This is a genomic window from Microbacterium sp., from assembly GCF_036823965.1.
In the GTDB taxonomy this organism is placed as follows: domain Bacteria; phylum Actinomycetota; class Actinomycetes; order Actinomycetales; family Microbacteriaceae; genus Microbacterium.
Genome location: NZ_DAITBE010000006.1, coordinates 120,059 through 145,328 on the forward strand (window position 1 = coordinate 120,059; position 25,270 = coordinate 145,328).

General features: G+C 68.6%; 22 protein-coding genes and 1 tRNA gene. 13 read left to right on the top strand and 10 right to left on the bottom strand.

What is annotated here, in order from left to right:
- A complete protein-coding gene (locus tag V7Z82_RS11790) occupies window positions 1–1,044 on the top strand; it encodes a methionine ABC transporter ATP-binding protein (RefSeq protein ID WP_334151747.1) in 1,044 nt (347 codons plus the stop codon).
- Window positions 1,044–1,703 (top strand): methionine ABC transporter permease, encoded by a 660-nt coding sequence (locus V7Z82_RS11795; protein ID WP_334151748.1) that lies wholly within the window; start codon window positions 1,044–1,046, stop codon window positions 1,701–1,703. Before V7Z82_RS11790 ends, V7Z82_RS11795 begins: the two co-directional genes overlap by 1 nt.
- Here the strand turns inward: V7Z82_RS11795 and V7Z82_RS11800 are convergent.
- The 3 genes from V7Z82_RS11800 to V7Z82_RS11810 are packed head-to-tail and all read right to left on the bottom strand — an operon-like array spanning window position 1,690 to window position 3,653.
- The gene (locus tag V7Z82_RS11800; RefSeq protein WP_334151749.1) at window positions 1,690–2,640 is read right to left on the bottom strand and encodes a pseudouridine synthase; all 951 of its coding nucleotides are present in this window, start codon (window positions 2,638–2,640) and stop codon (window positions 1,690–1,692) included. The genes V7Z82_RS11795 and V7Z82_RS11800 overlap by 14 nt on opposite strands.
- Window positions 2,641–2,650: 10 nt before the next feature.
- Window positions 2,651–3,145 carry a MarR family winged helix-turn-helix transcriptional regulator gene (locus V7Z82_RS11805; RefSeq protein WP_334151750.1) on the bottom strand — a complete coding sequence of 165 codons (495 nt, stop codon included), beginning with the start codon at window positions 3,143–3,145 and terminating at the stop codon, window positions 2,651–2,653.
- A 28-nt stretch (window positions 3,146–3,173) separates the two neighbouring features.
- A complete protein-coding gene (locus V7Z82_RS11810; protein ID WP_334151751.1) occupies window positions 3,174–3,653 on the bottom strand; it encodes a GNAT family N-acetyltransferase in 480 nt (159 codons plus the stop codon).
- A 125-nt stretch (window positions 3,654–3,778) separates the two neighbouring features.
- On the opposite strand from V7Z82_RS11810, the gene V7Z82_RS11815 reads away from it, so the two are divergent.
- The 7 genes from V7Z82_RS11815 to V7Z82_RS11845 all read left to right on the top strand — a co-directional run bounded on the left by V7Z82_RS11815 (window position 3,779) and on the right by V7Z82_RS11845 (window position 10,484).
- Window positions 3,779–3,850, top strand: a tRNA-Gln gene (locus tag V7Z82_RS11815).
- A 1-nt stretch (window position 3,851) separates the two neighbouring features.
- Window positions 3,852–5,282: a bifunctional UDP-N-acetylglucosamine diphosphorylase/glucosamine-1-phosphate N-acetyltransferase GlmU gene (gene glmU / locus V7Z82_RS11820; protein ID WP_334151752.1), complete on the top strand. Its 1,431-nt coding sequence runs from the start codon at window positions 3,852–3,854 to the stop codon at window positions 5,280–5,282.
- Between the two features lie 7 nt (window positions 5,283–5,289).
- Complete coding sequence (locus tag V7Z82_RS11825) at window positions 5,290–6,324, top strand: ribose-phosphate diphosphokinase (RefSeq protein WP_334151753.1); 1,035 nt, start codon at window positions 5,290–5,292, stop codon at window positions 6,322–6,324.
- A gap of 95 nt (window positions 6,325–6,419) precedes the next feature.
- Entirely contained in the window at window positions 6,420–6,899 is a 480-nt protein-coding gene (locus tag V7Z82_RS11830) for an FMN-binding protein (protein ID WP_334151754.1), read from the top strand.
- Between the two features lie 9 nt (window positions 6,900–6,908).
- A complete protein-coding gene (locus V7Z82_RS11835; protein ID WP_334151755.1) occupies window positions 6,909–7,778 on the top strand; it encodes an FAD:protein FMN transferase in 870 nt (289 codons plus the stop codon).
- Window positions 7,779–7,826: 48 nt separating this feature from the next.
- Window positions 7,827–9,401, top strand: coding sequence for an FAD-dependent oxidoreductase (locus V7Z82_RS11840; RefSeq protein ID WP_334151756.1), 1,575 nt, complete (start codon window positions 7,827–7,829; stop codon window positions 9,399–9,401).
- 255 nt (window positions 9,402–9,656) lie between these two features.
- Window positions 9,657–10,484 carry a DUF559 domain-containing protein gene (locus tag V7Z82_RS11845; protein WP_334151757.1) on the top strand — a complete coding sequence of 276 codons (828 nt, stop codon included), beginning with the start codon at window positions 9,657–9,659 and terminating at the stop codon, window positions 10,482–10,484.
- Window positions 10,485–10,620: 136 nt separating this feature from the next.
- Here V7Z82_RS11845 and V7Z82_RS11850 read toward each other — a convergent pair whose 3' ends face one another.
- The 3 genes from V7Z82_RS11850 to V7Z82_RS11860 form a co-directional block, all read right to left on the bottom strand.
- A complete protein-coding gene (locus V7Z82_RS11850; RefSeq protein WP_334151758.1) occupies window positions 10,621–12,108 on the bottom strand; it encodes a sensor histidine kinase in 1,488 nt (495 codons plus the stop codon).
- Between the two features lie 26 nt (window positions 12,109–12,134).
- Window positions 12,135–12,863 (bottom strand): response regulator transcription factor, encoded by a 729-nt coding sequence (locus tag V7Z82_RS11855; protein WP_045279715.1) that lies wholly within the window; start codon window positions 12,861–12,863, stop codon window positions 12,135–12,137.
- A gap of 81 nt (window positions 12,864–12,944) precedes the next feature.
- Window positions 12,945–13,913: an acetylxylan esterase gene (locus V7Z82_RS11860; protein WP_334151759.1), complete on the bottom strand. Its 969-nt coding sequence runs from the start codon at window positions 13,911–13,913 to the stop codon at window positions 12,945–12,947.
- A gap of 116 nt (window positions 13,914–14,029) precedes the next feature.
- Between V7Z82_RS11860 and V7Z82_RS11865 the strand changes: the two genes are divergently transcribed.
- Window positions 14,030–18,028, top strand: coding sequence for a golvesin C-terminal-like domain-containing protein (locus tag V7Z82_RS11865; RefSeq protein ID WP_334151760.1), 3,999 nt, complete (start codon window positions 14,030–14,032; stop codon window positions 18,026–18,028).
- Window positions 18,029–18,129: 101 nt separating this feature from the next.
- Here V7Z82_RS11865 and V7Z82_RS11870 read toward each other — a convergent pair whose 3' ends face one another.
- Complete coding sequence (locus tag V7Z82_RS11870) at window positions 18,130–19,290, bottom strand: mandelate racemase/muconate lactonizing enzyme family protein (RefSeq protein WP_334151761.1); 1,161 nt, start codon at window positions 19,288–19,290, stop codon at window positions 18,130–18,132.
- A gap of 90 nt (window positions 19,291–19,380) precedes the next feature.
- Window positions 19,381–20,184 carry an IclR family transcriptional regulator gene (locus V7Z82_RS11875; protein ID WP_334151762.1) on the bottom strand — a complete coding sequence of 268 codons (804 nt, stop codon included), beginning with the start codon at window positions 20,182–20,184 and terminating at the stop codon, window positions 19,381–19,383.
- 230 nt (window positions 20,185–20,414) lie between these two features.
- Here V7Z82_RS11875 and V7Z82_RS11880 point away from each other — a divergent pair, with 230 nt between their 5' ends.
- Genes V7Z82_RS11880 through V7Z82_RS11890 form a run of 3 tightly spaced genes read left to right on the top strand, consistent with a single transcriptional unit; the run spans window position 20,415 to window position 23,567 of the window.
- Window positions 20,415–21,347 carry a carbohydrate ABC transporter permease gene (locus V7Z82_RS11880; RefSeq protein WP_334151763.1) on the top strand — a complete coding sequence of 311 codons (933 nt, stop codon included), beginning with the start codon at window positions 20,415–20,417 and terminating at the stop codon, window positions 21,345–21,347.
- On the top strand, window positions 21,347–22,204 hold the full coding sequence (locus V7Z82_RS11885; RefSeq protein ID WP_052679095.1) for a carbohydrate ABC transporter permease: 858 nt from the start codon (window positions 21,347–21,349) through the stop codon (window positions 22,202–22,204). Before V7Z82_RS11880 ends, V7Z82_RS11885 begins: the two co-directional genes overlap by 1 nt.
- 49 nt (window positions 22,205–22,253) lie before the next feature.
- Entirely contained in the window at window positions 22,254–23,567 is a 1,314-nt protein-coding gene (locus V7Z82_RS11890) for a hypothetical protein (RefSeq protein WP_334151764.1), read from the top strand.
- 66 nt (window positions 23,568–23,633) lie between these two features.
- Here V7Z82_RS11890 and V7Z82_RS11895 read toward each other — a convergent pair whose 3' ends face one another.
- Together V7Z82_RS11895 and V7Z82_RS11900 are read right to left on the bottom strand one after the other, a co-directional pair.
- Entirely contained in the window at window positions 23,634–24,353 is a 720-nt protein-coding gene (locus tag V7Z82_RS11895) for an SDR family NAD(P)-dependent oxidoreductase (RefSeq protein WP_334151765.1), read from the bottom strand.
- Window positions 24,350–25,267: a dihydrodipicolinate synthase family protein gene (locus tag V7Z82_RS11900; RefSeq protein WP_334151766.1), complete on the bottom strand. Its 918-nt coding sequence runs from the start codon at window positions 25,265–25,267 to the stop codon at window positions 24,350–24,352. The genes V7Z82_RS11895 and V7Z82_RS11900 overlap by 4 nt, the downstream gene beginning before the upstream one ends.
- Between the last annotated feature and the right edge of the window lie 3 nt (window positions 25,268–25,270).

Sequence of the window (25,270 nt, forward strand, 5' to 3'; positions counted from 1 at the left end):
ATGCCGATCGTGAGCCTGACGAACGTGTCGAAGGCGTACCCGTCGCGGACGCCGGGAGACGGCGACATCGTCGCAGTCGACGACGTGACCCTCGAGATCGAGAAGGGCGACGTCTTCGGCATCATCGGATACTCGGGCGCCGGGAAGTCCACGCTCGTGCGTCTCATCAACGCGCTGGAGCCGGCCACCGCCGGTTCGATCCACGTGGACGGCGTCGACATCACCTCCTTGAAGGAGAGCGAGCTGCGCCGCGTCCGCGGTGGGATCGGCATGATCTTCCAGCAGTTCAACCTGTTCTCCTCGCGGAGCGTCAAGGCGAACATCGCCTACCCGCTCACGCTCGCCGGGTGGAAGAAGGCCGACATCGAGGAAAGGGTCACCGAGCTGCTGTCGTTCGTCGGCCTGGCCGACAAGGCGAAGGCGTACCCCGAGCAGCTCTCCGGTGGACAGAAGCAGCGCGTCGGCATCGCACGGGCCCTCGCCACCGGACCCGCGATCCTGCTCGCCGACGAGGCGACCAGCGCGCTCGACCCGCAGACCACGCACGAGGTGCTCGACCTGCTCAAGCGGGTCAACCAGGAGCAGGGCGTGACGATCGTGATCATCACGCACGAGATGGACGTGATCCAGACGATCGCGACCAAGGTCGCGGTGATGGAGCGCGGACGCGTGATCGAGCAGGGCGACGTGTTCGACGTGTTCTCGGCACCGCAGAACCCGGCGTCGCAGCGATTCGTCGGCACGGTCGTGAAGGGCGTCCCCTCGCCGGCCGAGCTCGCAGTGCTCCGCGAACGGCACCAGGGGCGCATCGTCACCCTGTCGTTCCGCGACGGAGACTCCTCGCAGGCGCAGGTGTTCCTCGACCTCGCCGCGGCCGGGCTCGATTTCGAGCTCGTGTTCGGCGGCATCAACGACATCCGCGGCCGTGCGTTCGGTCACCTGACGCTCGCGATCCGGGGTGAGAGCGCCGCGATCGATCGTGCGCTCGCCTCGATCGGCGAACGCGTCGAAGTCACCGAGATCGCCCGAGAGGAGAGCCGCTGATGGATCGTCTGATCGAACTCGGACCGGAGTTCTGGGCCGCCGCGCTCGAGACCCTCTACATGACCTCGTTCGCGCTCGTCCTCGGCGGCGTGCTCGGACTCCTGATCGGCATCATCCTGTACGTGACACGGCGCGGCGGGCTGCTGCAGAACGCTGTCGTCTCGACGATCGCGAACCTCGCCGTGAACTTCTTCCGTCCGATCCCGTTCGTGATCTTCATGGCGGTGGCTCAGCCGTTCGCGCGTGCCGTGGTCGGTGTCGGCATCGGCACCACGGCCGGCGCGTTCATCATCGGTCTCGCCGCGGCGTTCGCGATCGGCCGCATCGTCGAGCAGCACCTGGTCTCGGTCTCACCCGGTGTGATCGAGGCGGCCCGCTCCATGGGTGCAGGCCCGTGGCGCATCCTGTTCACGGTCGCGATCCCCGAATCGCTCGGACCGCTCATCCTCGGCTACACGTTCATCGTCGTCGCTCTGATCGACATGACCGCGATGGCCGGTCTCATCGGCGGCGGCGGTCTCGGCGCCTTCGCCCAGATCTACGGCTTCCGTCAGTTCGAGCCGGTCGTGATGTGGGCCGCGATCGTGCTCATCGTCGTGTTCGTGCACTTCGTGCAGCTGCTCGGCACGACGCTGGCGCGCAGGATCATGCGTCGCTGAGCGGAGCCTCCTGCAGGGAGCGGGTCGTGGTGAACACGCGATCCGCTCCGCTGATGGGATCGGTGAATCGCAGCTCCCGTGCCAGCAGCTGCATGGGGTGGTCGAAGTCGTCCGGCAGCTCGCCGCGCAGCTCCGGGTAGAACGGGTCGTTCAGGATGCCGGCGCCGAGCGCTGCAAGATGAACCCGCAGCTGATGCATCTTGCCGCTGTGCGGACGCAGGAGTGTGTGCACGACTCGATCGTCGGCCTGCAGGAACTCGATCAGGGTCTCGGCGTTGGGCTCGCGCACATCGTCGACCTGCACCCGCAGCTCGCCGCGATCCTTGCGGATGTGGTTTCGGTAGACGATCGGGAACGGCCGCCCGTCGAGCGCGGGAGCAGCTGCGTCCCAGCCGTGCGGCAGTGCCGACACCGCCTCGTACACCTTCCGCACCTCGCGGTTCTCGAACAGCAGCTGATACGCGCCGCGCGTCGCCGGACGCGCCGAGAACATGAGCAGGCCGGCAGTGGCGCGGTCGAGGCGGTGGATGGGCGCGAGCTCGTCGTTGTCGAGCAGGCGACGCAGCCGGATCAGCGCGGAGTTCTGCAGGAACTTGCCGCCGGGGATCGTCGGCAGGAAGTGCGGCTTATCGATGACGACGAGGTGCTCGTCCTGATGCAGGATCTCGATCTCGAACGGGATGTGCCTGTCGATCGGAGGATCCCGGTAGTACCAGATGAACTCCTCGACGCCGAGTGGAGTGTCGCCGGCGAGCGGGCTCCCGTCGCGCGCCACGACCTCTCCGCGGTGGAAGCGCTGCAGGAGCTGATCCGGGTCGAGATGGAAGAAGCGCTCGGTCATGTACGCGGCCACCGTCGGCCATGGACCCGACAGGGGCACTCGTAGGCGCGTCGCCCCGACGCCGTCGCGGACGGGGAGCGGAGAGGGCATGCCCATCAGTCGACGCTCACGAGTCGAAGCTGAGGCTGAGCTTGCGCAGCAGCCCCGCCAGACGGTCGCGGTCCGCACGGGAGAGCGCCTGCAGCAGATCGGCCTCGACATCGACGAGGCGCGTGATCGCGGCATCCACCCTGATCCTGCCGTCGTCGGTGAGCGTCACGAGCACGCTGCGTCCGTCGTCGGGGTCGGCCTCGCGCCGCACGAACCGGCGGCCGACGAGTCGGTCGATGCGGTTCGTCATGGTTCCGCTCGACACGAGGGTCTGCTGCAGCAGCTGCTTGGGGGAGAGCTGGAACGGGGCGCCGGCGCGGCGGAGCGCCGACAGCACGTCCCACTCCCACGGCTCCAGGTCGCTGCGGCGGAAGACGTCGCGACGCGCACGGTCGAGGTGACGCGACAGCCGATCCATCCGCGAGAGCACCTCGAGCGGCGAGAAATCGAGGTCGGGGCGCTGCGTGTTCCACGCGCCGACGATCCGATCGACCTCGTCCGTTGCGCTCATCCGTTCATTATCGCGCGCGCGGACGTGCTCAGGCGACGGCGGCGTCTTCGAGCGACAGCGTCATGAAGGTGCTGAGGGGGTCGGGCCGGTAGCGTCCGAACGCCTCGCACTCCTCGAATCCCGCGCTGGCGTAGAGTCGGCGGGCCGGGATGAAGAAGTCCATGCTTCCGGTCTCGAGCGAGATCCGATGGATGTCGCGGGCAGCGGCATCCGCGATCAGGAACTCGAGCATCGTCCTCGCGAGCCCGCGTCCGCGCTGCGCCGGATCGGTGCGCATCGACTTGAGCTCCTCGTGCCCATCCTCGACGGTGGCGAGTGCCCCGGTCGCGATCGGACGCCCGCCCTCCATCGTGGCGAACAATCTGACGCCCGGCATGAGCAGGCGCTCGAAGGGCAGCGCGTGCTGGCTCTCCGGCGGAGCAGTCCCCGCCATGTCCTGGTGGTGGGCGAGGAGGAAGGCCGCCAGCTCCGGCTCGGCGGTCTCGATGCGTTCGATGACGATGTCCACTGCTCCATCATCTCCGCCGCGTGTTTCGCGCGGATGTCGACGGCCGCACGGGTTTCGTCGCTGCGCCGGGTCGGGGACCCCTGGCGTGGCAGAATTGACCGGTGGCGTCCTCGCGGACGCTGCGGTCCGCCGTGGTGTAATGGCAGCACGACAGCCTTTGGAGCTGTGAGGTCTAGGTTCGAGTCCTGGCGGCGGAGCATGACAGAGAACAATCTCGCCATCATCATCCTCGCAGCGGGCCAGGGCACTCGCATGAAGTCGCGGCTTCCGAAGGTGCTGCACGCGATCGGCGGGCGGCCTCTCGTCGGACACGTGCTGACCACCGCAGGGCGCCTCAGCGCCGCCCACATCGAGGTCGTGGTGCGGCACGAGCGCGACCAGGTCGTCGCCGCTCTCGCCGAGGACTACCCGAACGCCGTGTTCATCGATCAGGACGACGTGCCCGGCACCGGACGGGCAGTGCAGGTCGCGGTCGACGCGCTCCCAGCCGCGTTCGACGGCGATGTGCTCGTGCTGTCCGGCGATTGCCCGCTGGCGGACGCCGGCACCCTCTCCGCGTTCCTCGCCGAGCACCGCGCCTCCGGTGCGCCGGCGACGCTGATGACGGCCGTGGTCGACGATCCTCGTGGATACGGGCGAGTCATCCGCGACGCCGACGGAGGCGTCGACCGCATCGTCGAGCAGAAGGACGCGACCGACGACGAGGCAGCGGTCCGCGAGATCAACGCCGGCATGTACGTGTTCCGCGCGGCGACGCTGCGCACCTACCTGCCCGAGGTCGGCGTCGACAACGCGCAGCGGGAGATGTACCTCACCGACGTCCCCGGGCTCCTCCGTCGCGACGGCGACCGCGTGGCGGCATCCGTCGTCTCGGACGTCACCGTCACGTACGGCGTGAACGACCGGGCGCAGCTCGCCGAGGTCGGCCGCCTGCTCAACGCCCGCATCGTCAAGCGCTGGCAGCTCGAGGGCGTCACGGTCATCGACCCGGCGACCACCTGGATCGACGACGACGCGACCCTGGCCCCCGACGTCACGGTGCTGCCGAACACGCACATCCTGCGCGCCACCACGATCGCGGAGGGCGCCATCATCGGTCCCGACACCACGCTCGTCGACTGCGAGGTGGGGGAGGACGCGATCGTCCGTCGCACCGACGCGACGCTCGCCGTGATCGGTGCAGAGGCCACGGTCGGACCGTTCTCGTTCCTCCGCCCCGGCACCGTGCTGGGGGCGAGGGGCAAGATCGGCGCCTACGTCGAGACCAAGAACGCCGAGATCGGCGAGGGCAGCAAGGTCCCCCACCTCTCGTACGTCGGAGACGCCACCATCGGCCGCGGCGTGAACCTCGGTGCGAGCACGATCACGGCGAACTACGACGACGTCAACAAGCACCGGACGGTCATCGAGGACGAGGTGCACACCGGCTCGCACACGACCCTCGTCGCGCCCGTTAGGCTGGGTGCTGGCGCGAAGACCGGCGCCGGTGCCGTCGTCCGAAAGGACGTCCCCGCCGGAGCTCTGGCCATGACCGTCGCGCCTCAGCGCAACATCGAAGGCTGGGTCGAGAAGAACAGGGCAGGAACGGGTGCGGCGGACGCCGCAGCCAAGGAACGATCGGCGGAATAGGCGAACCATGGCGCGCAAGAAGAAGACGGTCGAACTGGATCGCGACAACGGCATCGCCCCCGGTCTCGTCGCCAAGACCAAGAAGCGGCTGGTCGTCGCCGGTGGGCGCTCGCACCCGCAGCTGCTCGCCGATGTGGCGGCATCCCTCGGTACCGAGATCGCTCCGACCGAGCACCGTACCTTCGCCTCCGGCGAGATCTACGCGCGCTTCGAGGTGTCGATCCGCGGCTGCGACCTCTTCCTCATCCAGACCTTCGGCGAGCCGGTCAACGAGTGGCTCATGGAGACGCTCATCATGATCGATGCCGCCAAGCGCGCATCGGCCAAGCGGATCACCGTCGTCGCTCCCTACTATCCGTATTCGCGCCAGGACAAGAAGGGCCGCGGACGCGAGCCGATCAGCGCCCGCCTCGTCGCCGACCTGCTGAAGACCGCCGGCGCCGACCGAGTGATGAGCGTCGACCTCCACGCCGCGCAGATCCAGGGATTCTTCGACGGCCCCGTCGACCACCTCTTCGCCAAGCCCGTGCTGCTGGATTACTTCAAGCGCACGCTGAGTCCCGCCGACCGCGAGATCCTCACGGTCGTCTCACCCGACATGGGCCGCGTGCGCGTGGCTGACACCTGGTCCGACAGCCTCGGTGCCCCGCTTGCGATCATCCACAAGCGCCGCGACCCGAAGGTCGCCAACCAGGTCTCGGTGCACGAGATCGTCGGCACGGTCGAGGGGCGCACCTGCCTCCTGGTCGACGACATGATCGACACCGGCGGCACGATCGTCAAGGCTGCGCAGGCGCTCAAGGCTGCCGGCGCGCACCGCGTCATCGTCGCCGCGACGCACGCGATCTTCAGCGACCCGGCATCCGAGCGTCTGCAGGACGCCTCGATCGACGAGGTCGTGATCACCGACACGATCCCGCTCACCGAGTCGCGTCGCTGGGACAACCTGACGATCCTGCCGATCGCCCCGCTGCTCGCCCGCGCGATCCACGAGGTGTTCGAGGACGGTTCCGTCACGAGCATGTTCGGCGGCGACGCCTGAGCAACGCATCGCGTGAGCACAGCCCGCGCATAGGACGTGTCCCTACGGTCGATTCAACGACATACAGTTGTCCCGAACAGAGCCGGAGGACCACCATGATCCGCACGACCGTACCGACCGCTGTCCGTAAGAGCTCCGCGATCGTCGGCATCGCAGGACTCCTCGTCCTGGCCGGATGCTCCGGCACCGCAGACGCCGAAGACACCTCCAACACCGGAGACACCGGCACGAGCACCGAATCCAGCGACACCAGCTCCGGATCGGATGCCGCTGCCGGCGACTACGCCGACGGCACCTACACCGCTGACGGCTCCTACCAGACCCCCGAGACGGTCGAGGAGATCTCGGTCACGCTGACCCTCGCCGACGGTGTCGTGACCGACGTCGAGGTGACCGGCGACCCGAAGGCCCCCGAGACCACTCGCTATCAGGGCGAGTTCATCGACGGCATCGCCGACGAGGTCGTGGGCAAGCCGATCGACGATCTGAACGTGAGCCGCGTCGCCGGCTCCTCGCTCACCAGCGGCGGGTTCAACACCGCGGTCGAGTCGATCAAGGAGCAGGCTGCCGCCTGACGCCTGATCATGGCGACCTGGCAGTTCGACGCGATCGGCACCCGCTGGGAGATCGAGAGCCCCGACGAGCTGACCGCCGACGTGCGGGGAGCCGTGACGGCCGAGATCGAGCGGTTCGATCGCGAGTGGTCGCGGTTCCGTGACGACTCCGACGTGACGAGGCTCGGACGATCGGGAGGCGAGCTCAGCTCGCCGGATGCCGCGCCGATGCTCGACGCGTACCGCGAGCTCTCCGCCGCGACCGCCGGTGCGGTCAATCCGCTCGTCGGCGAGAGCCTCGAGGCCCTCGGCTACGACGCGGGCTATTCGCTCGTCGCGGCGGACCCGGTGGCGGCACCGGTGGCGTGGCAGGAACGACTCTCGTGGGATGACGCGGGTGCCGTGGCATCCGCTCCTGCACTGCTCGACGTCGGCGCCCTCGGCAAAGGACGGCTCGTCGACCTCGTGTTCGCGGCCCTCGACGGCGTTCGCGGCGACGTGGTGGTCGATGCCGGTGGCGACATGCGGTTCCGCGGAGCCGCCGCCAGGGTCGCCCTCGAGCATCCCTATGACGCGACCAGGGCCATCGGCGTCTTCACGGTGCAGGACGGGGCGCTGTGCGCGTCTGCGACCAACAGGCGTGCGTGGGGCGACGGACTGCATCACGTGCTCGATGCCCGCACCGGGGTGCCGGTGCGCACCTGGGCGGCGACCTGGGCGCTCGCGCCTGACACGATGCGAGCGGATGCCGTCGCCACCGCGCTGTTCTTCGACGGTGGTCCCGAGCTCGCCGCTGCCTGGGACGTCGAGTGGGTGCGCATGTCGACCGATGGTCGAGTCCAGCGCTCGCCGGGATGCACCGCCGAGCTGTTCCTGGCCGGCGCAGCCCAGCGAGGCTGAGCCAGAACAAACCAGCACACCAGAAGCACGACGAGAGAAGAGCGAACCGTGATCACCGCATTCACCGCCGCGCGTCAGCGAGTCCTCGCGCTGCTCGGGGCCCTGTCGATGTACCGCCTGGTGCTGTTCGCGCTCCTCGCACTCGCGGCGATCGCGTTCGTGCTCTCGACGCTCGGAGTGATCGTCTCGCCGGCGCCGCTCGAGATCGTCGTCACGTTCGTCGTGCTCGGGGTCGTGATCTCCGCGGTCGATGCCGCGGCGCAACGGCTGCTGCGGCTCCCGTGGCGCATCGAGTCGTCGCTCGTGACCGCGCTCATCCTGCTCTTCGTGCTGCGGCCTGGCCTCGAGCCGACGACGCTGCTCGGCCTCGCCGTCGCCGGCGCGGTGGCGAGCCTGTCGAAGTACCTGATCGCCTGGCGCGGACGCCACATCCTCAATCCCGCGGCCTTCGGCGCCGCCTTCGTGTCGATCCTCGGATCGTTCGGGGCGTTCGAGTGGCTCGGGACGTCCGCCTCGTGGTGGGTGGGGACGCCGTCGCTGTTCGTGCCGGTGCTGCTGCTCGGCCTCGCCGTGCTGTGGCGCACCGAGAAGGTGCGGGTCGTGCTGCTGTTCCTCGGCGTCGCGCTGGTCACCTCGGTGGTGCGGCAGCTCGTGCAGTCGCAGCAGTTCGACATCGCGTTCGACATCGGCACCGCGGTGCAGTTCGCGCTGCTCCAGTCGCCGTTCCTCTTCCTCGGCGCGTTCATGCTCTCGGAGCCGCTCACCCTGCCGCCGCGTCGCTGGCAGCAGTTCTCGGTCGCGGCGCTCGTCGGCGTGCTCGCCGGATGGCCGATCTCGGTCGCCGGTCTCTTCACCCTCGGGCAGGAGCGCGCACTGCTGATCGGCAACCTGCTCGCGTTCGCCTTCGCACTGCGCGGGTCGGTGCGGCTCGTGCTCGAGCGCCGTGCGTTCGTGACGCCGACCGCGCAGGAGTTGACGTTCAGGGCCAAGGGCAAGCTCGCGTTCCTCCCTGGACAGTACCTCGAGCTCGACGTGCCGCACCGCCGTGCGGATGCCCGCGGCACCCGCCGCGAGTTCAGCATCGTCTCCGCGCCGGCCGACCTGCCAACGCTGCGCATCGCCTACAAGAACGGCGACCAGCAGCATCCGTCGAGCTACAAGCGGGCGCTCGCGGCGGCGGAGCCCGGCGCGACGCTCGCGGTGACCGGAACCTGGGGCGACTTCGTCCTGCCCCGAGCTGAGACGCCGGTGCTGATGGTGGCGGCCGGGATCGGCGTCACACCGTTCGTGTCGCAGCTGCGGCAGCTGCAGGCGACGGGCGAGCAGCGCGATATCGTGCTCGTCTACGTCGCGGCGGAGGCGAACGAGCTGGCCTTCCGTGACGAACTCGCCGCGACCGGCGTGCGGACCGTCGTCTTCACCCGCGACGAGCCGGCCGACCTGCCGGCGCACTGGACGTGGGCCGGGGGAGTGCGGCTCGATGCGGACGGCCTCGAGGGCACCGTGCCCGATCTCGGCTCGCGCCACGCCTTCATCTCGGGCCCACCGCGCCTGATCGCCGACCTCGCCCCCGCGCTGCAGAAGGCCCACGGCCTGACGACCGACGCCTTCGCCGGGTACTGAGTCCCGGGGCGCGCCGCGGCGCGTGCGGGGCGCCGCGGCGGCACCCGCGGCATCCGCGGCGGCATCCGTCCTGTTCGTCCTGCAGGGAGATGTGCGGAATGCAGGGAGGGATCGTCGGGTTGTCCATGCATCCGTGACATCTCCATGCAGGGCGAACGCATGTCTCTGTCTGCACAGACAGAGACATGAAGAGCAGCTCCACAGATCGGGTCGGCTTCGACGCGGCCGCAGGTGCCGACCCCGGAAGATGATCGGATGCTGGCACCCGCGCACATCATCGATCACCAGGGCGGCGTCATGCGCGCGGCGCGACTTCAGCAGTTCGGCGTCACTCGAAGGATGCTCGCGGCGTCCGTGCGAGATGGCACCATCGTGCGTGTGCGGGGAGGCGTGTTCGTCACGGCGACCACCGCTCCGGAGCTGGTGCTCGCGGCAGCCCATGGTGGCGCGGTGACCTGCTCCACCGCCCTGCGGATGCACGGTGTGTGGACGCTCGTCGACGACGCCGCGCTTCACGTCTGGCTCGGCGCCGGCGGACGCGTGCATCACACTGACTGCGGGTGCGTCAGTCACTGGCACGAGGGGCAGACGATGCTGGGGCTCGCGCCGCTTCCGGAGGTACTGCTCCACGTGTACCGCTGTCACGGCGACGAGGCCTTCTTCACCGCGCTCGAATCTGCGTTGCGCCAGCGCAAGCTCGGCTCGCTGGCCCAGCTGCGTGCACGATTGCCTGCACATTCCAGATGGCTCGTGGACATCGCGCGTCGTGACGCCGACAGTGGGCTGGAGTCGCTGCTCCGCCTACGGCTGCACCTGCTCGGCATCCGGCTGGAGTGCCAGGTCGCGATCCCGACCGTGGGACGGGTCGACTTCGTGATCGCCGGCGTGCTCATTCTCGAGGCGGACGGAGCCGAGCACCACGATGGGACAGCCAGTCGCCACCGTGACCTGCAACGGGATGCAGCGGCATCCGCCCTGGGCTACGAGACATTGCGGTTCGACTACACCATGATCCTCAACGACTGGCCTCGAGTCGTCGCGGCCGTTCGCGCCGCTCTGGTGCGTGCCCATGCGGTCCAGTGACGAGCTCGCGCTCACGATGCAGGGAGGAATCACGTATGCAGGGGCGATCGCCGAGATTCTCCCTGCAGCCCGAACTTCTCCATACGAGGCGTACGTGGTGAGACGGGGAACGGACGTGGAGGAGCGCCTCCGAGACTCAGGCCTCCGGGACGGATGCCTCCGGGGCGGACGCCGGGTTGATCGGCAGCCGCACCGTGAACGTCGTGTCGCCGGGTTCGCTGGCGACCGTGATCTCGCCGCCGTGTCCCTCGACGATGGCCTTCACGATCGCGAGGCCGAGGCCGGTGCCGCCGGTCTGGCGGGCGCGCGAGGTGTCGGCACGCGCGAAGCGGGCGAACAGCTCGTCGCGCACACCCGGATCGATGCCTGGGCCGTTGTCGTGCACCCGCAGCACGGCCTGGTCGTCCTCCTGGCTCACGCTGAGCGTGATGACCGTGCCCGCAGGGGTGTGCGTGCGGGCGTTGGCCAGCAGGTTCGCGACGACCTGGTGCATGCGTCCGGCATCGCCGACGATCACGACCGGCTCATCCGGGACCTCGATCGCCCACTCATGGTCGATCGCGGTGGGGCGTGCGTCGGAGAGCCCCTCGAGCGCGAGCTGTGCGAGATCCACCGTGCCGTACACGAGCTCTCGACCCTCGTCGAGGCGGGCGAGCAGCAGCAGGTCCTCGACGAGCCGCGTCATCCGCAGCGACTGGGCCTGGATGCGCTCGAGCGAGGTCGTCGTCCCCTCGAGTGCCTCGGCAGGCGGCTGCATGCTGATCGCGCGCAACGACAGCTCGGAGTATCCGCGGATCGACGCGAGCGGCGTGCGCAGCTCATGACTGGCATCGGCGACGAAGCGCCGCATCCGCTCCTCGTTCTTCTGTCTCGCCGCGAGCGAGGTGTTGACGTGATCGAGCAGGGTGTTCAGGGAGGCGCCGACGAGGCCGGTCTCGGTGCGGGGGTCTGCCTCGGACGCCGGGATGCGTTCGGTGATCGTCACCTCGCCGCGATCCAGCGGCTGGTTCGCGACCCGCATCGCGGTGGCGGCGACCGCGCGCAGCGGTTTCAGACTGAGGCGGATGGTGATCGCGGTGGTGAGCGCGAGCAGGATCAGACCGCCCAATGTCGCCAGGGCGATCACGGTGAGCAGCGTCGTGAGCTGGTTCTGGATCTCATCGCGGGGAAGACCGGTGACGATGGCAACACCGCTCGGCGTGGATGTGATGGCGACCCGGTAGGAGCCGACACCGTTGATCGTGACATTCGCGACGTGGTTGCCCTCGAGCGCCGCGGCGATCTGGGACAGCTGCTCGTGCGTCAGCGCCTTCATCGTTCCGCGAAGATCACCGCTCACGCTCGAGTTGATCACACCGCTCGAACCGGTCACCTGGTTCGCGACAGCGAAGAGCAGTCCCGGTGCTTGGAGGCTCTGGCCCTGCAGGATGTTGTCGACGGTCGCCTGGCTCGGCTGCACCGGCTCGACGATCGACGCGAGCCCCCGCAGGTTGCTGTAGAGCTTCTGATCGAGCTGATCCTCGAGCGTTCGGGTCAGCAGGGCACTGGTGATCACCGCGACGATCACGAGGATCAGCGACACGAACCCGATCACGGCGGTCATCAGCCGTGTCTGCAGGCTCATGGGCCGCCGCGTCATCGCGGGTGTGCTCACTGCGGTGCCTTGATCATGTATCCGACGCCGCGGACGGTGTGCAGCAGCGGGGTGCGTCCCGCGTCGATCTTCTTGCGCAGGTACGAGATGTACAGCTCGACGACCGAGGACTTGCCGCCGAAGTCGTAGCTCCACACGCGATCGAGGATCTGCGCCTTCGACAGCACTCGTCGCTCGTTGCGCATCAGGTATCTGAGCAGCTCGAACTCGGTTGCGGTGAGGTCGATCTCGGTGCCGTCGCGCATGACCTCGTGGCTGTCCTCGTTGAGGCTGAGGTCGGCGACCCGCAGGATCGACTGCCCGTCGTCGGCCATGGCGTGGCCGGTGCGGCGGATGATGGCGCGCAGCCGCGCGATCACCTCTTCCAGGCTGAACGGCTTGGTGACGTAGTCGTCGCCGCCGGCGGTGAGCCCGGCGACGCGGTCGCCGACGGCATCCTTCGCCGTGAGGAAGAGCACCGGTACCAGGCTGCCGGCTTCGCGCAGTCGCTTCAGCACCGCCATGCCGTCGAGATCGGGCATCATGATGTCGAGCACGAGGGCGTCGGGCTCGAACTCCCGTGCGACCTGCAGGGCTTCCATGCCGGAGGATGCGGTGCGGACCTCCCAGCCCTCCATGCGCAATGCCATGGCGAGGAGATCGGTGAGCATCTGCTCGTCGTCGACGGCGAGGATGCGCAGGGGCGAGCCGTCGGGGCGGCGCAGTTCGGGGAGATCGTTGCTCATGCCCCTATTCTGCGGAATCTCCTATGTGATATCTATGGGATCGGCTATGGCTTGTCTGTGAAAGCGTGATGCGCTCGGTAATCATGCCAACCGGTCATCCGGCAATGCGAGGAAGTCGATGCCGTTCTGCAGGGCGAGTCGATCGGACAGCTGGCCGATCTCCCCGTCGAGATGCCCACAGGCCCGCACGCTGAGCCGCCGAGCGCCGGGGAGCGCGTGGTAGACGGCGAACTGCCCTCGGGGATCGACGGCCGGATCGAGCACCGCCGCCGACACGTGCGTCGGGATCCGCAGTCGTCGGGCGGCGATCGCAGCGTCGTGATAGTCGAGCACGCGGCGCGCCTCGGGGTGGGTGCGCAGATGCCGGCGAACGGCCTCACCGCTGCCGGTGCAACGACGGCTGAGGCGGATCGTGTGGTCGCCGAAGCTCGGCACGTCGAGTGCGGCGCGGCGGAATCGCGTGTCCCAGGGCAGGGCGAGCGCGCCGATCCCGCCACCGAAGCTCCCGCCGCTGTAGTCGAGGGCAGCGGATGCAGCGGGGGCGATGTCGAGGAGCACGGTCGCAGCACGCCAGAGGTCCGCGGCGGTGAATCGGTGCGAGTACGTGTCGCGATGCCCGATGCCGGCGAGCACGTGCTCGTCCGGGATCGCAGGGAAGCGGCTGCCGACGCCGGTGTGGGTGCCGGGCGCGCAGGGGAAGATCGCAGCGGTGTCGGCTGGGACGCGGTCGAGGTCGGGGCCGGTGCGGCCGCCGTAGCCGTGGCCGACGACCAGGCCGCGGCGCACGGCATCGGTCGCGTGCGGGACCATCACGTAGGCGACGGCCTGCTCGCCGGCGGAGGAGTCGAAGCGGAGCTCGGTGATCCGGTGCGCATCGGTGGGAACGAGCTCGCGCTCGAGTCGCCAGGCGACGGGGCCGGCGCCGAACTCCTCGAACGTCGCTCGCCAGAACGCATCGAAGTCATCGGGTTCGACCGGGGCCTGCCCGGGGACCAGGAGTTCGCTCAGCGAGTACTCGGTCATCTCCTCCGGCTGCTCCTGCGTCATCATGTGCCTTCCTCTGCGTGCGGGATCGCTCGTCACGACGTTACCGGCGCTCCTGATGAGTGCACGTCGGTCCATTGACATGCTCGCATATTGATTGCAATATGTGCATCATGGATTCAATGGAGAATGCGGGTGCCGATGACGGCTCCCTGATGTGGAGCCGTCGATCTGTACTGCGGATGCTGGTGATCGCCGGTGTTCTTCCTCCGGTGATCGGGTCGCCGCTCGCCGCGCCGTCGCCCGCCTCGGCCGACACCACCGCGGTCGGCTCGTACCCGGACGCGCTGCGGAGGCTCGCGAAGCCGAATCTGGCGCTGACGCAGGTGGCGCAGCTGGTCGGACAGAACCATCGGATGACGTTCTCCCGCGCCCAGTGGGACGGCGGCGAGACCATCGTCCGCGACCTCGAGGTCAAGCACAATGGTGCATGGCTGCTGCTGACCGATCCCGCCCACCGCTTCGACGAGCAGTGGATCGTGTTCGAGGGCACCCTTCCCTCAGGCAGCGCCCCTGAGCTCTACGGCCCGCTGCGGCCGAGCTGGCTCGGGTTCACCTCGTTCCAGGTGCTGAGCGCGCAGGCGATCGAACTGCGCACGAGCACGGACGACGTCGACCTCGTCGTCCGCTGGCGGCTCGAGGGCGACAATCCGGAGGCGCACTACGTGCTCACCGCCAAGACCGCCGGTGACTACATCGTCGGCTACCAGAGCCAGGACTCGAAGGCCATCGACGACCTCGACGAGGTGCTCTGCGGGTCGTACCAGCATGCCCTCTCCGTGCTCGACGGATCAGCACCGCTCGGCGCCTGGGAGCTCTTCGCGCCGATGGCGCTCACCCAGTACACCGCCGGTAACGTCGCGGTGACCTCAGGCGTGTATCTGCCGGCCGAGGTCGCCGAGTTCGTGCACGAACGCCAGCTGATGGCCGACCGGCAGCCCTACGGCATGAGCCTGCGCAACGACAGCCTCGACATCGTGCCCTGCATGTACTCGCCGCAGCCCGGCCTCCGCACCGTGATGGCGGTGGGGGAGTCGCGGGGATTCGCCTTCGGACTGGCGGCTCGGGCCGACACGCTCTACGGCACGTACACGCAGCTGTGCCGCGGCGAGTACGGTCTCACGGCGTATCGGCAGAACGTCTACGACCGCTCGCTGACCGATGCGGTGCACGCCATGACCGACCTGATCGCGGTCGAGCCGAGCGGCGACGACTCGGTCGACTACATCCCGTCGAACTCGGGATGGTGGAACCGGGCGAAGGGGTTCGTCGACGTCGAGAACGAGGATGCGGTGCGCGCCGCCGCGAGCGGTGTGGTGCTCTCCGCCCACTACCTCACTGGCACCGCAGACGGCACGCTGTACGAGCGACGCGCCCGGCCGCTCATCGAGTACCAGCTGTCGCGCAAGGGCATCGGTCATTCGCCGGTGATCGGCAGCCCGGTCTACAACGACACGACGCAGTACCGGATCGGCAGGATCCCGACGGATGCCGTGAACCTCACCGCGCTCTACCAGCTCACCCACGGCCGCAACGCGGGTATCCAGCGCCTCGCCGTGCAGGCCACGAAGGCGGGGACCGTCGGGCAGAGTCGAGCGCCCTTCGCGAATGCGCTCGCCACGTATCGTGCGACGGGCGACCCGGCCTATCTCGCCGAGGCGAAGCTCATCGGATCGCGCTACGTGCAGGAGCAGATCCTCACGCCGTACCGCGGCAACGGGCAGCCGCCAGGCGGCTTCGCCTACAGCTTCTCGAAGTACTGGGTCGATCTGCTCGAGCTCTTCGAGGTGACCGGCGACGCCGAGTTCCTCGACGGCGCCTATCGGGAGGTGCAGCGCTTCATCACGCAGACCACGGTCAGGCCGGTGCCGGATCAGACGGTCAGCGTGCCGAGCGGCCATGTCATCATGCAGCAGTACGACTGGGAGTCGAGGTCGTCACTGCCCAGCTACCCGACCACCACGGTCCCGCCCGAGACCGTGCCGGCCTGGTACGTCTCGCCGTCAGGGCTCACCTTCGAGGCGCTGTCGTCGTTCAAGCTCGGGGTCAGCACGATCACGAATCCAGGCGGCGGCTACGTCTTCAACCCGTGCTGGGCCGGGGCGCTCCTGCGGCTCGCGCACCATACCGGCGACACGTTGATCGCAGACATCGCGCACAACATGGTGATCGGCCGCTTCACGACCTACCCGGGCTACTACGGTCGCCAGTTCCAGGTCGCCCACATGAAGCCCGACTTCGCGACGCAGGGCCCGGTGGGGATCACCGGCTACTACTTCCACCATGCGCCGGCCCAGTTGGGCCTCGCGATGGACTACCTGATCAGCGAGAGCTACTACCGCAGCGCCGGCAGCATCGACTTCCCGCACGTGTTCGAGGCGGACTTCGCCTACTTCAAGTTCTTCGCGTACGGCCACGCGCCCGGCACGTTCTTCGGCGAGGACGGCGTATGGCCGTACTTCCCGGCCGGCCTCATCGCACTCGACAACCCGCTGGTCAACTGGATCGGCGGCACCGGCAACGACTCGCTGTACATCAGCCTGACCAACTCGGCGGCCGGTGCGCAGCAGGTGACCGTCGATCTCTCCAGCGACCTGACCGGGGTGCCGCGGAATGCAGCACCCGCGGTCGAGGTGGTCGCAGCCGACGGCAGCCGCACCACTCGCGCGGCGACCGACGGACGGATCACGGTCAGCGTGCCAGGTCGCGGACTGCTCGCCCTGGTGGTGCGCGAGGTGACCGTGGCGAAGCCGGCGCTGCCGGCCGACGACATCGTCGATCATGGCGCTGACAGCTTCCGAGAGGTCGACTCCGATCCGGCGACGGAGTACGGCCTCGCTCGGGGGATGCTGCTGGTGCGGCCGGACGGGGAGGGATATGACGCCTACGTGCAGATCGACACCGAGCAGACCGCCACGCTGAGCTATCGCATCGGCAGCCAGGCGGCGCAGCAGGCTCCGGCGAAGGGCTATCCGTACGAGTGGACGATCCCGGTCGACGACCTCACCACGACGTTCAGCTATGCGATCACGTCCGGCGGAGCGACCACGGCCGAGGTCACGCTTCGCCTGCCAGCGCGGATCAGTGGACACAACGCGGGGATCGCCGGCGACGTCGTCGCGCAGGCGACCGGCACGGCCGGTGACCGGGTGCCCCTCATCATCGAGGTGCGCAATGCGACCGCGGCTGCGATCACGGGTTCGGTGAGCCTGACGCTGCCCAGCGGCTGGACGCTGGAGGCTCCGGTGCCAGCGGTCTCGGTCGCCGCCGAGTCATCCGCCAGAGTGGAGGCCACGGCCATCATCGCGTCGAACGCGCCACTCGGCGAAATCGCGCTGCAGGGCTCGCTCACGGTCCACGGCGCATCGCCGATCGTGCTGCGGCCGGCCGCGATCGAGGTCATCGACCGGCGGCGCCTGGTGTCGCTGACGACCGACACCGAGATCATCAGCGGTCCCGGCGCCGTCGCGAAGCTGACGGCGCTCGTCATCAACACCGGCGTGACGCCGTTGCAGGGCACGCTCGCGCTCTACGGCATCACCGGATGGAGCGTCGGTCAGCAGAGCATCACCGTCACCGTGCCTCCGAGGTCTGATCTCACCCACACCTGGACGGTGACGGCCGGCTCCGGCGTCGCGCCGGGATCGTCGACGCGCTTCGAGGCACGGCTCGACCAGACGCTGCGTCGCGGTGTGCTGGTGCGGGTCGCCGATGAGGGTGTCATCGCGCACACCCAGTCGCCGTGGCCCGGATACCTCGAGGCCGGCACGTGGTTCCCGAGCGGGCTGTCGGGGTGGAACGGCACGCGCACCCGCTACAGCGACACCGGCTCGGTCGGCAGCACCGTGACCTGGAACGTCGACCTGCCCCAGGCCGGGCTGTACCGGGTGTCGGTCTGGTATCCGACGAACTCCACCACGACCACCTCGGCCGCGTACATCGTCGAGCACCAGGGTGGCAGCAGTGAGGTCATCGTGAATCAGACGGAGGGCGCGACTGCCTGGCGCTCGCTCGGGACCTACCGCTACGGCGCCGATGCTGTCGGCACCGTGCGACTCGAGGTGCGGAACACCAGCATCCATCGCGTGAGCGCTGCGCAGTTCGTCCGCGTCGGCGACTGACCGCGCCGACGCACCGACGAAGACGGGCAACAGCAACGGGTGGGTGGGGTCGGAACGGATCCGGCCCCACCCACCCGCTCGTGGTCGAGACGAGAGGAGCGTCAGTGCCGCACGTACTCCTGGATGGCTGCTTCATCGACCGTGACACCGAGTCCCGGGCCGGTCGGCACGATGAACCCGCCGTCCGGACGCACCTCGAGCGGCGTCGTCAGCAGGCGGTTGGCGACCGGCAGCGTGAACGGCTGGTATTCGAAGGCGAGCAGCGATGCGGCGCTCGCCGCGATGTGCACGCCCGCGGCCATCGCGATGCCGAACGCCGCGGAGTGGTGCGGAGCGACCTGCGCGTGGAACGCGTCGGCGACGGCCGCGATCGCGAGTCCTTCGGTGATGCCGGTGCGTCCGATGTCAGGCTGGGTGAGGCCGACGGCGCGGCGCGTGAGCCAGTCGGTGAACTCGAAGCGGCTGCGCATCGCCTCACCGATCGCGATGGGGGTGGCGAGGGATGCCGCGAGGTCGCGGTGGCCCTCGACGTCTTCAGGGGCGAGCGGTGCCTCGAAGAACCAGGCGCGCCGGTCGTCGAGCTCCTTCCCCAGGGCCTTCGCTTCGCCGAGCCGGTAGGTCCAGTGCGCGTCGAGGGCGACGTCGAGGTCGGGATGGACGGCGCGGATCGCGTCGTAGGTCGCGAGATCGGTGCGGATGTCGACACCGAGGTGCAGCTTGATGCGGCGCACGCCGGCCTCGACCAGCTCGGCCGCCTTGTCGGCGCGCTCCGCGTCATCGACGCCGCGGATGCCGGACACGTACGTCGGCAGCACCTCGGTGAAGCGTCCGCCGGCGAGCTCGGAGACCGACAGCCCTGTCGCGTGCCCCCACAGGTCCCAGAGGGCGATGTCGACGGCGGCCATGGCATCGGCCTGATGCCCGGTGAGGTGCCCGCGCTCCCGCATCGACTCCGTCATCCGGTGCCAGAGCGTGCGCACCGAACGAGGGTCCTCGCCGATGATCAGGGGCGTGAGCAGGTTGTCGACGATCGCGGCGGCCACGACGGGCGCGACGGGCGCCAGTGCCTCGCCCCATCCGACCAGGCCGTCCTCGGTCTCGATCTTGACGAGCAGCGTCTCGTAGCCGGGGGAGTAGAGGCTGCGCCACGGCGGTCGGATGACGTAGCCGCGATGCTCGACGGCGGTGTCGCCGGCATAGGAGTTGTCTGCATCCTCTTTCGAGAGGTACAGCGGGAAGGTCTGGACGCGCGCGATTCTCACAAGGGTCTCCAAAGACAGAGCTGGGCGGAATGCCGTCGGCCGGTGCCGGGGCGGTGTGGTCGGAATGCCGCGTGCGCCGCGGCGGCGGGCTCAGAGCGTCGCGAACGAATTCGCGGTGCGGGAGGGGCTGTAGCCGAGGGCGACGGAGATCTCGTCCGCCGCTTCGATCAGCTGCAGCGCGAGCTCCTGATGGGGTTCGTGCAGATCGAGCACCGAGAGCGGGCCGCTGGCCGAGAGGCCTGCGACGATCTCGCCGGCGCGGTTGTGGATCGGGGCTGCGATGCACGCGCGTCCGAAGGCGAGCTCTTCGATCTCGGTGGCGTATCCGCGGCTGCGCGTCTCATCCAGGGCGACCTGCATCGCGTCGCGGTCGACGATCGTATGCGGCGTGAACCGCTGCGGGGTCTGCGCGAAGTACTCGTCGACCATCGCGCCGGGCATGCCCGACAGCAGTGCCTTGCCGAGGCCGGTGGCGTGCAGCGGCCCGGTACGGCCTGCCATCGCGAACGACTTGGGCGCCAGGGCCCCCTCGAAGTTGCAGAGGTACGTGAAGGTGAACCCGCTGAGCTCTGCGACGTTCACACCGATCTCGATCTTTCGTGCGAGATTCTGGGCGATCTGGCGCGAAGCGCGGAAGATCGGAGAGCCGTTGATCGCGATCGTTCCCAGCGACACGGCCGCAGGGCCGAGGCGGTAGAGGCCGGTACGGCCGTCCTGCACAACGAATTTCATGCGGTCCAGCGCGGACATCATCCGCGACACCGTGGACTGGCCGAGGCCGGTGAGGGTGCAGAGCTCGGAGACCCTGAGCTCACCCGATTCCTCGGTGAAGCACGCGAGCAACGACATCGCCCGTTCGACCGTCTGGGTGCCGCCCACGGATTCCGATGCCATCGCGTCTGCTCCTCACTGTGCCGCCGCTCGTGCGACGCTGCGGCGCGTCGCCGCTGCCAGTCATCCTAATGAGAGAAATGATGCGGAGCAACACAAATGTGGGTGTCTTATGCATTTTGTGGATTTCGCATCCGCAATGTGGTTGACTGACGACACGTCACCGTCGACGACTGCGACGACGACGTGCAGGGCCCCATCCGGGGTCGTCCCTTACTCGGAAAGTGAATGCCATGTCACACGCCACCCTCGAGCGGCCTGCGAGCCGCGAGCAGGTCGAGCCACGCTCCGGGCGTCGTTCCACGCTGGGTGCGAAGGATCGTACCTTCGGCTTCATGATCGCACTTCCCGCGGTCCTGTTGTTCCTTGTGATCGCGATCTTCCCCCTCGTGTCGAGCATCGGCACCAGCCTCTACGACCAGTCGCTGCTCCGCCCGGAGCGCACCTTCGTCGGCTTCGAGAACTACGCGGCCGTCTGGGACGAGTTCGTGGCCAGGCTCGGGACCACGCTGGTGTTCGCCTCGCTGTCGACGCTCTTCCCGCTCGTGCTCGGCGTCGCGCTCGCAATGCTCCTGAACGCACGGATGCGCGGACGCAACATCCTCCGGGGTGCGCTGATGCTGCCGTGGCTGCTGCCCGGCGTCGTCGTCTCCTTCCTCTGGGCCTGGATCTTCAACGACAGCTATGGCGTGGTCAACCATGTCCTCGCGACCTTCGGTCTCCCCGAGATCAGCATGCTGGGTCAGCCGGTCGGCGCGATGGCCGCAGTGGTCATCGCGAAGACCTGGCACTCGTTCCCGTGGATCATGGTGGTCGCCCTCGCGGTGCTCCAGACGCTGCCCAGCGAGCAGATCGAGGCCGCGACGATCGACGGCGCGACGCGCGCCCAGCGCTTCCGCTACATCTCGCTGCCGCACATCGCGGGGCCTGTGACGCTCGTCGCCGTGCTGGAGTTCATCTACAACTTCGGCAACTTCGACACGATCTTCGTCATGACCGGCGGTGGGCCGGGCAACTCGACGACGACCCTCGCGGTCAGTCTCTACCACCTCGCGTTCGGCAGCTACGAACTCGGCAAGGCCTCAGCGATGGGCGCCCTGTGGCTCGTGCTGCTCGCGATCATCTCGAGCGGGTACCTGCTCCTCAACCGACGGCTGGAGAAGTGATGCGCCGTAGTCGCGACATCGGAGAATCGATCATCCGACCCACGCTGTCCATTCCTGGGCGCGTCCTGCTCGTGCTGCTCGCCCTCTTCGGGCTGCTGCCGATCTACTGGCTCACGTCGACGGCCTTCACGAAGAAGGAGGACGTCTTCGCGCTGGATCGTCCGTTCTTCCCGACCGACCCCACGTTCGAGAACTTCATCGGGTTCTTCCAGAACGACGCCCTGCTGAAGAACCTCATGAACAGTGTGATCGTCTCCACGGGCACCGCGATCCTCGCCGTCCTCGTCGGCGGTCTGATGGCGTACTCGCTCTCGAAGTTCCGGTATCGCGGACGCAACGCCATCATGTTCATGTTCCTGATCGGGCAGCTCATCCCCGGCGCGCTGCTGCTCATCTCGCTCTACCTGATGCTGAGCTCCGCCGGACTGCTCTACACCTATACGGCGCTGATCATCTCGTTCACGACCTTCACGCTGCCGCTGACGGTCTTCCTGCTGAAGGGCATCATCGACGGGCTCCCCGACGACATCCTGGAAGCCGCGAAGGTCGACGGCCTGTCGCGCACCGGCACCATGTTCCGCATCGTGTTCCCGCTGGTCGTCCCCGGACTCATCACCGGCGCGATGTTCGCGTTCATGCGCGGCTGGAGCGACCTCCTGTTCGCCCTGACCCTCGCCGGCCCGGACAAGCAGACCCTGCCTGCGGGCCTGACGCAGGCGTTCATCCGCGAAGGCACGGCCGACTGGCCGGCCCTCATGGCGGCGTCCCTGATCACGTCACTGCCGCTGGTCATCATCTTCATCCTCCTGCAGCGCTACTTCGTCTCCGGCCTCGCCGCCGGAGCCGTCAAGGGGTAGCGATGCCTCACCCGAATGCACGTCCTCACATCACGAAGGAGCAGTCTCCATGAACCTCTCGAACTCGCAGCTGAGTCGCCGGGCCTTCCTCGGCGGCGGCAGCGCACTGGCCGCATTCGGCCTGCTCGCCCTCGCCGGCTGCGCCACGCCGACCGCCCCCGGTGCAGGTGCGGGCGCCGCCGCTGACGCCGCGACCAAGGCCAAGACCATCAACTTCTACGGCAACTCGCTCGGCGAGGAGGCCCTGAAGGCCGCCTGGCAGGGCATCCTCGACGGGTTCTCGAAAGACGCAGGCGTCACGGTCGCCCCGGTGATCTACCCCTACGACCAGGCCGCGACGCAGCTGGCGCTGACCGGCCGCTCCGGCAAGCTCCTCGGCGTCGGGCAGTCCGGCGGATGGCAGGTGCTCACGCCGATGAACGTGCTCGCAGACCTCACCGACCTCGCGAAGGGTCTCGGCATTCCCCAGGGCGTGCTCGACTCGTACACGATGGACGGCAAGCTGCTCGTGCTCCCGCTGACGGCAGCGGGCATCGGCATGATCACGAACGGCGAGATCGCGAAGAGCGTCGGCATCAAGTCCGGCATGAGCGTCGAGCAGTTCGCGACGGCCCTGGAGAAGATCAAGAAGCAGGACTCGTCGCTGATCCCGTACGCGGCGGTCACGAAGAACCCCGACCTCAAAGATGCAGTGCACTGGATGTGGGGCTTCGGCAGCGACGTCGTCACCGACGACCTCACCTGCACGATCGGCGACGCCGAGAGCGTCAAGGCGATCACCTGGTACAAGTCGCTGCAGGATGACGGGCTCACCCAGACGAACGTCGCACGCAGCGACGCGCGCATCCTGTTCGCGAGCGGTCGCGCGGCCATCTATGACGATGCGCCGCTGGCCTCGACCTTCGTGAAGACGAACGGCGCCGCACAGAACATCATCGACAACATCGGCGCGATCTCGCGCCCGACGGCCGGCGGCAAGGACTCCTTCAACCGGGCGTGGGGCAGCGGTCTGTTCGCGAGTGCCGGCGAGGGAGAGCTCACGAGTCGTGAGTTCATCTCGTACGCTGCGACGAACGTCAAGGCTGCCACAGCGCTCTACGAGAACTCCGCGGTCGCCCCTGCGGCCAAGAGCGTCGCCGACCAGATCCCGGCGCTCGCCGCCGACGCCTTCCAGGTCGCGTTCCGCACCGAGGTGTCGGAGCACGCCAGGGGTGCCGCGTGGGACCGTGTGGCCGTCACAGCGCAGATCGATGCTGCGATCGGCGCCGGTGTTGCGACGATCCTCGCCGGTCAGGTCGACGTGCAGGCCGGTCTCAACGCGCTGAAGAAGGAAGTCCAGGGGCTGCTCGACTCGAACAGCTGAGGCCTCGAACGACGATCGCCGCGCTCCTCACGGGGCGCGGCGATCGTCGTCGTCTCGACGGGAAGGTCAGAGCCAGCGCTCGCGCAGCGTGGGCTTCAGCCAGGCGGCGGGCGAGGAGATCGACAGGCCGCCGTCGACAGGGATGGATGCACCGGTGACGAAGGATGCCGCGTCGGAGGCGAGGAACTCCACCACCGCTGCGACCTCATCGGGGCGCCCGATCCGACCGAGGGGGTAGCCCTCGCTCTCGCCGGTGTCGGCGGCGGAGATGCTGCCTGGCTGCACGGCGTTCACTCGGATGCCACGGGGCCCGCAGTCGAGCGCGAGCTGACGCACCAGGCCTTCGACGCCCGCCTTCGCTGCCGCGTACGCGGGCAGTGCCGGGGCGGCGAGCGTAGCGTTGACCGAGGTCACAGCGACGATCGCCGCACCTGCGGAGAGATGCGGCAGTGCGGCACGTGTCGTGAAGAAGGCGGAGTCGAGCGTCGCACCGATGGCACCGCGCCAATCCGCATCGCTCGTCTCCTCGGCCCGGCCGATCGGCATGCGCGCTGCGGCGAGGACCACGACGTCGAGCCGACCCAGTGCCCGCAGCGCATCGGCGACGGCGCGGTCGGCGGCATCCGGCAGGCTGCAGTCGGCGGTCAGGTACGCCGTGAAGACCGGGTCGTCGGAGGTGTCCAGGCCGACCCCCACCACCGCGTCGCCGCGCGCCGCGAAGGCGCGGGCGATCGCGAGTCCGATGTCGGAGCCGCCGCCGATCAGCAGGACGCCGCGGGCGGTCACACGCGCACCGCTGCCGGGAGCGGCGGGAGCTCGAGCTCGGTGATCACGAGGTCGACCGCGGCGCGGCTGCCGGCATCGAGCCGCGCAGCGGGATAGCGCACCGTCGCGTGCTCGATGATGCCGCGCGCGACGAGGATCTCCTTGTGCACCGCCCACGCGATGCCGCCCTGCAGTCCGATGAGCACGAGAGGGAGCATACGACGGAAGCCGGCCCTGGCCTCTTCGACGCGCCCCGCGACGAAGTCGGCGAGCACCGGCCCCAGGAGGTCGGGGAACTCGCACGCCGGCATCGTGCCGACGGCGCCACGTGCATACTCCTCGAGGCAGAACTGTGCGTTCTGTCCGCCGAGCACCGCGAACGCCGGGTCGTCGATCGCATTCACGACCGCTCCGACCTTGGGGGCCGTGGGCGGTGCCTCGACCTTCACGGAGTCGACGCCGTCGAGGCGGGCGATCTCCGCGATCAGCGCAGGCGGCATCACGACGCCGGTGACGCCCGGGGCATCCTGCACCATGACCGACAGGGACGTGGCGGCTGCGACGTCCCCGTAGAACTCGACGAGTGATGCCGCCGGCGGCTTCACCATGAACGGCGGGAGCACCATGAGCGCATCGGCGCCGCCCTCCTCCGCGAGCAGCGCCTGCTCGATCGATGTGGCCGTCGAGGTGCCGTTCACGCCGGCGATGACCGGCACGCGGCCGTCGATGATCTCGACGACATCGTCGAGGATCGTCCGTCGCTCGTCGGTGGTGAGCGCGAACCCCTCGCTCGCCATGCCGAAGACAGCGACGCCGTCGACGCCGGAAGCCAGTTCGAACTCGACCAGGCGGCGGAGGCCGGCGCGGTCGAGGGCGCCGCTGTCATCGAACGGAGTGGCCAGAATGGGCATCAGGCCCTGGAGTGTCGGAGCCATCAG

Bases quoted from the DNA above. Each gene is read 5' to 3' on its own strand.
- V7Z82_RS11790 (WP_334151747.1), top strand. From the start codon at position 1: ATGCCGATCGTGAGCCTGACGAACGTGTCGAAGGCGTACCCGTCGCGG.
- V7Z82_RS11795 (WP_334151748.1), top strand. From the start codon at position 1,044: ATGGATCGTCTGATCGAACTCGGACCGGAGTTCTGGGCCGCCGCGCTC.
- V7Z82_RS11800 (WP_334151749.1), bottom strand. From the start codon at position 2,640: ATGGGCATGCCCTCTCCGCTCCCCGTCCGCGACGGCGTCGGGGCGACG.
- V7Z82_RS11805 (WP_334151750.1), bottom strand. From the start codon at position 3,145: ATGAGCGCAACGGACGAGGTCGATCGGATCGTCGGCGCGTGGAACACG.
- glmU (WP_334151752.1), top strand. From the start codon at position 3,852: ATGACAGAGAACAATCTCGCCATCATCATCCTCGCAGCGGGCCAGGGC.
- V7Z82_RS11825 (WP_334151753.1), top strand. From the start codon at position 5,290: ATGGCGCGCAAGAAGAAGACGGTCGAACTGGATCGCGACAACGGCATC.
- V7Z82_RS11830 (WP_334151754.1), top strand. From the start codon at position 6,420: ATGATCCGCACGACCGTACCGACCGCTGTCCGTAAGAGCTCCGCGATC.
- V7Z82_RS11835 (WP_334151755.1), top strand. From the start codon at position 6,909: ATGGCGACCTGGCAGTTCGACGCGATCGGCACCCGCTGGGAGATCGAG.
- V7Z82_RS11845 (WP_334151757.1), top strand. From the start codon at position 9,657: ATGCTGGCACCCGCGCACATCATCGATCACCAGGGCGGCGTCATGCGC.
- V7Z82_RS11850 (WP_334151758.1), bottom strand. From the start codon at position 12,108: ATGAGCCTGCAGACACGGCTGATGACCGCCGTGATCGGGTTCGTGTCG.
- V7Z82_RS11855 (WP_045279715.1), bottom strand. From the start codon at position 12,863: ATGAGCAACGATCTCCCCGAACTGCGCCGCCCCGACGGCTCGCCCCTG.
- V7Z82_RS11860 (WP_334151759.1), bottom strand. From the start codon at position 13,913: ATGATGACGCAGGAGCAGCCGGAGGAGATGACCGAGTACTCGCTGAGC.
- V7Z82_RS11865 (WP_334151760.1), top strand. From the start codon at position 14,030: ATGGAGAATGCGGGTGCCGATGACGGCTCCCTGATGTGGAGCCGTCGA.
- V7Z82_RS11875 (WP_334151762.1), bottom strand. From the start codon at position 20,184: ATGGCATCGGAATCCGTGGGCGGCACCCAGACGGTCGAACGGGCGATG.
- V7Z82_RS11880 (WP_334151763.1), top strand. From the start codon at position 20,415: ATGTCACACGCCACCCTCGAGCGGCCTGCGAGCCGCGAGCAGGTCGAG.
- V7Z82_RS11885 (WP_052679095.1), top strand. From the start codon at position 21,347: ATGCGCCGTAGTCGCGACATCGGAGAATCGATCATCCGACCCACGCTG.
- V7Z82_RS11890 (WP_334151764.1), top strand. From the start codon at position 22,254: ATGAACCTCTCGAACTCGCAGCTGAGTCGCCGGGCCTTCCTCGGCGGC.
- V7Z82_RS11900 (WP_334151766.1), bottom strand. From the start codon at position 25,267: ATGGCTCCGACACTCCAGGGCCTGATGCCCATTCTGGCCACTCCGTTC.